The organism is Dietzia sp. Cai40 (assembly GCF_014145165.1).
In the GTDB taxonomy this organism is placed as follows: domain Bacteria; phylum Actinomycetota; class Actinomycetes; order Mycobacteriales; family Mycobacteriaceae; genus Dietzia; species Dietzia natronolimnaea.
Map to the genome: position 1 here is coordinate 1 of NZ_JAALEB010000316.1, position 4,582 is coordinate 4,582.

The 4,582-nt window shown below is 72.7% G+C and carries 2 protein-coding genes; both read left to right on the forward strand.

Annotated features, from left to right (window positions below):
• Window positions 1–1,232: arabinosyltransferase C-terminal domain-containing protein (locus G6022_RS12135; protein WP_182691642.1), on the forward strand; the 1,232-nt coding region annotated here is incomplete at its 5' end.
• Between the two features lie 22 nt (window positions 1,233–1,254).
• Entirely contained in the window at window positions 1,255–4,581 is a 3,327-nt protein-coding gene (locus tag G6022_RS12140) for an arabinosyltransferase domain-containing protein (RefSeq protein ID WP_182691644.1), read from the forward strand.
• The last annotated feature ends 1 nt before the right edge of the window (window position 4,582 follow it).

Here is a 4,582-nt window from a genome sequence, read left to right on the forward strand (position 1 = left end):
CCGCCCGGACCCGCGACCGCCGCCGCGTCGGGGCCGGACGGGGCCCCGGCATCGACGGCGCCCCGCTGACGATCGTGGCGTTCTCCGTCGTGATCTTCGAGCTCGTCTCCGCCGTGACCGCCGTGTTCGTCCAGACCCCGGCCTACACGGTCGGGCGCGCCAACCTCCGCGCCCTCAGCGGTGAACCGTGCTCGCTCGCCGACTCGGTGCTCGTCGAGGAGGACTCCAACGACGGCCTGCTCCGGGCCGTGGGCGCGGGACCGGAGATCTCCCTGGGTGCGGGCGTGGTCAACGGGTTCGCACCCAACGGCCTGCCCGACACGATCACGGTCGACAGCACGGAGTCCTCCGGCTCGCTGGCCCTGTCCGACTCCGGTGAACGCGAGCCGGGGGACGGCGTCGACGCCGGCACCACCGGCGGCCGGGGAGAGGTCACCGTCAACGGCTCCACCGTCGCGCTGCCCTTCGGTCTGGACCCCGAGACCACACCGGTCCTGGGCTCCTACCGCCGCGGGCCCCAGGTCGCCGCCGAACTCACGTCGGCCTGGTACGAGCTGCCCGCCCGCCGCCCCAACAGCCCCCTGCTGGTCATGGCCGCCGCGGGCCGGATCGGCAACGGCGATCTGACGATCGAGTACGGGCGGCCCGGCCGGGTCGGTGCGGCGGGCCCCACCGACTTCGAGGTCATGGGCTCCACGACCCCCGTCGACATCGGTCCGGCCCCCGCCTGGCGCAACCTCAGGATCCCGCTGGAGTCGATCCCCGCCGACGCGGAGGTCGTGCGAGTGGTGGCGACCGACGGCAATCTCGACCCCGACTGGTGGCTCGCCGTGACCCCGCCCCGGAACCCCCGGTTGCGCACCCTCGACGAGGTCGTGGGCCACTCCGACCCGGTGCTCGTCGACTGGGTGGTGGCCCTGGCCTTCCCGTGTCAGCGTCCCTTCGTCCACAACGGCGGGGTCGCCGAGATCCCCCGCTACCGGATCCTCGCCGACCGCGAGTCCTCGGCCGCCGCGAACTGGTGGCAGAGCGCGGGTGGCGGCGGACCACTGCTGTGGACCACCCAGACGGTGGAGGCCGTCACCGTCCCCACCTACCTCGATCACGACTGGTCGAGGGACTGGGGGTCCCTCCAGCGGTTCGAACCCCTCGACCCCGGGGCGACGCCCGCGGACCTCGTACGCAGCAGTTCCGTCCAGTGGGGCTGGACCACGCCGGGTCCCATGAAGTGACCGTCGCCTAGAATCGGGCGTCGTGTCAGACTCCACCGCAGCTTCCGGCCCGGTCGCCGCCGACGCCCGTGTCGCGAGGCTCCGCCTCGTCGCCATCGTCAGCGGCCTCCTGGGCACCCTGTGCTTCCTCTCCCTGCCGTTCCTGCCGGTCAACCAGACCACCTCGAGCGTGCAGTGGCCACAGAACGGATCGGTCGACTCGGTGACCGCGCCGCTGATGGCGCACTCGCCTCAGCGGTTCACCGCCACCGTGCCCTGCACCCTGGTCGCGGACCTGCCCGCCGACGGCGGGATCCTCCTGTCCACCGCTCCGGCGGGCGGCAAGGACTCCGGTGACCGGGCACTGTTCGTCCGCGCCTCCCAGGACACGGTCGACGTGGTCTCCCGCAACCGGGTCATCGTCTCGGCCCCGCGGGAGGAGGTCGCCGCCGGGGAGTGCACGCAGCTGACCCTGACCGCGGCCCCGACCTTCGTGGAGGCGGAGTTCGAGGGCATCGACGATGCCGCCCGCCGGGTCGACGCCGACGACCTCCGACCGATGGTCGTGGGCATCTACACCGACCTGCCCTCCGACACCGCGGTCCCCGACGGCCTCGAGGTGGCCGTGGAGGTCGATTCCCGCTTCACCACCGACCCGACCGCCCTCAAGTGGGCGGCCATCGTGATCGGGCTGATCGCCACCGCCGTGGCCCTGTGGGCCCTGCACGGGCTCGACCAGACCGACGGCCGCCGGTCCCGCCGCTTCCTGCCCCGCGGGTGGTTCAGGATCCGGCTCCCGGACGTGGCCGTGATCGGCACCCTCGGTATCTGGCACTTCGTCGGCGGCAACACCTCCGACGACGGGTACATCATGTCGATGGCCCGGGCCGCCGACCCCGCCGGCTACATGGCCAACTACTACCGCTGGTACGGGGTACCCGAGTCGCCCTTCGGCTCCCCCTACTACGACCTGCTCACGATGCTCGCGCACGTGTCCACCGCCAGCCCCTGGATGCGGCTCCCCGCCCTCATCGCCGCGATCCTGTGCTGGCTCGTCATCAGCCGCGAGGTCCTGCCCCGGCTCGGCCGCGCCGCGCGCACCACCCCGGTGGTCGTGTGGAGCGCCGCCGCAGTGTTCCTCGCCTTCTGGATGGCCTTCAACAACGGCCTGCGGCCCGAGCCCGTCATCGCCCTGGGCGCGCTGCTCACCTGGGTCTCCGTCGAACGCGCCATCGCGACCCGACGCATGTTGCCGTACGCCATCGCGGTGATCCTGGCCTCGTTCTCGCTGGCCACCGGCCCCACCGGCCTGATGGCCGTCGCCGCACTCGTCATGGGGCTGCGCCCCGTCCTGCGCACCGTCGTGGTGCGCGGACGCGAGGTCGGCTCGCACCTCGCCCTGGTCACACCGGTGCTGGCCGCCGGGACCATGGTGCTCATCAGCGTCTTCGGCATCCAGTCCCTGGCCTCCGTGCTCGAGGCGATCCGGGTGCGCGGCGAGATCGGCCCCAACCTGAACTGGTTCGAGGAGTTCGTCCGCTACTACTACCTGATGATCCCGACGGTCGACGGATCGCTCTCCCGCCGACTCCCGGTCCTGCTGGTCCTGCTGTGCCTCATCATGGTGATCGGCACCCTGCTGCGCCGCGGCAAGATCCCGGGCGCGGCCTCCGGGCCCGTCTGGCGCCTTGTCGGCGTGGTGGTGGGCACCGCGTTCTTCATGATGTTCTCCCCCACCAAGTGGACCCACCACTTCGGCGTCTACGCGGGGATCGGCGCGGCGATCGCGGCGCTCGGCGCCATGGCCATCTCCGCGTCCGCGGTCCGCACCGCCCGCAACCGGACGGTGTTCCTCGGGGTGATCCTCGTGGTGCTCGCGCTGGCCTTCGCCGGCCCCAACGGCTGGTGGTACGTCTCGAGCTACGGCATCCCCTGGTGGGACAAGGCGCCCAGTATCCGCGGGATCGACGCCGCGACCGTCCTCCTGGGCCTGGCCGTGCTGACCTTCGCCTACGCGGGGTGGCAGCATCTGCGCCAGGACTACACCGGCACGCAGGCGCCCAGGACGCGCGAGGGCCGGCGGCGCATGAGGACGATCGCCGCCGCACCCATCGCGGTGGTCGCGGGTCTGCTCGTCGTGTTCTCCGTGGCCTCGTTCGCCAAGGGGGTCCACAAGCAGTACCCGGCGTACACGATCGCGGCCGGCAACTTCTCGGCGCTCGCCGGGAACCCGTGCATGCTCGCCGACCGTGTGCTGGTGGAACCCGATGCCAACGCCGGCATGCTCACCCCGCTCGCCGCGACCCCCCGACCGGACGGGTCGATCGACCCCGCCGAGCGCGCGGCGGCCATCGAGGCCGGCGACAACTCGGGGTTCACCCCGGACGGCGTCGCGCCCGACCTCTCCGCGGACGCGGTGGTGGCCGATCCCGGTGCCGCCAACACCACCCAGGAGCCCGGCGGCGGCCCCTCCGTCACCACCGGCGAGAGTGCCGGCACCGCCGGCGGCCAGGGCGCCGAGGGCGTCAACGAGTCGACCGTGGCCCTGCCGTTCGGGCTCGATCCCGCCACCACCCCGGTGCTCGGGTCGTACCTGGTGGGTCCGCAGCGCGAGGCGAACCTCGAGACCGGCTGGTACCGGCTCCCGGAGAACCGCGAGACGCATCCGCTCCTGGTGATCTCGGCCGCCGGACGGATCGGCCGCTACGACGCCGACGGCCTGTACAGGTACGGCCAGGAGGTCATCGTCGAGTTCGGCCGCGCCACAGAGGGCGGCGCGGACGTGGTGGGCGAGCCCGTCGTCCCGTTCGACATCGGCCCCGCCCCGACCTGGCGGAACCTCCGGGTCGACATGCAGGACGTGCCGGCCGAGGCCGACGTCATGAGGATCCTGGTCGACGACGACGACCTGACCCCCGACCAGTGGGCGGCGATCACCCCGCCGCGCGCGCCCGAACTCGTCACGGTCCAGGAGCTGGTCGGGTCGGAGTCGCCCGTCATGCTGGACTGGGCGGTGAGCCTGCAGTTCCCGTGCCAGCGGCCGTTCTCGCACTACGCGGGGGTCGCCGAGCTGCCGGAGTACCGGATCCTCCCGGACCGGCCGCTGGCGGTCGCCGCCACCAGCACGTGGCAGTCGTACGAGTCCGGTGGCCCGCTCGGGTGGATCGAGGTCGCCCAGCGCGCCCGCACGATCCCCTCGTACCTGCGACACGACTGGAACCGGGACTGGGGCTCCATCGAGGCGTACACCCCGCTGGGGACCTACCAGGAGGACCCGCCCGCGCCGGCCGAGGTGACCACCGGGACCGAGACCCGCTGGGGCTGGTGGCAGCCCGAGGGCCCGATCCTCGTGACCGACCCGGAGTCCTAGG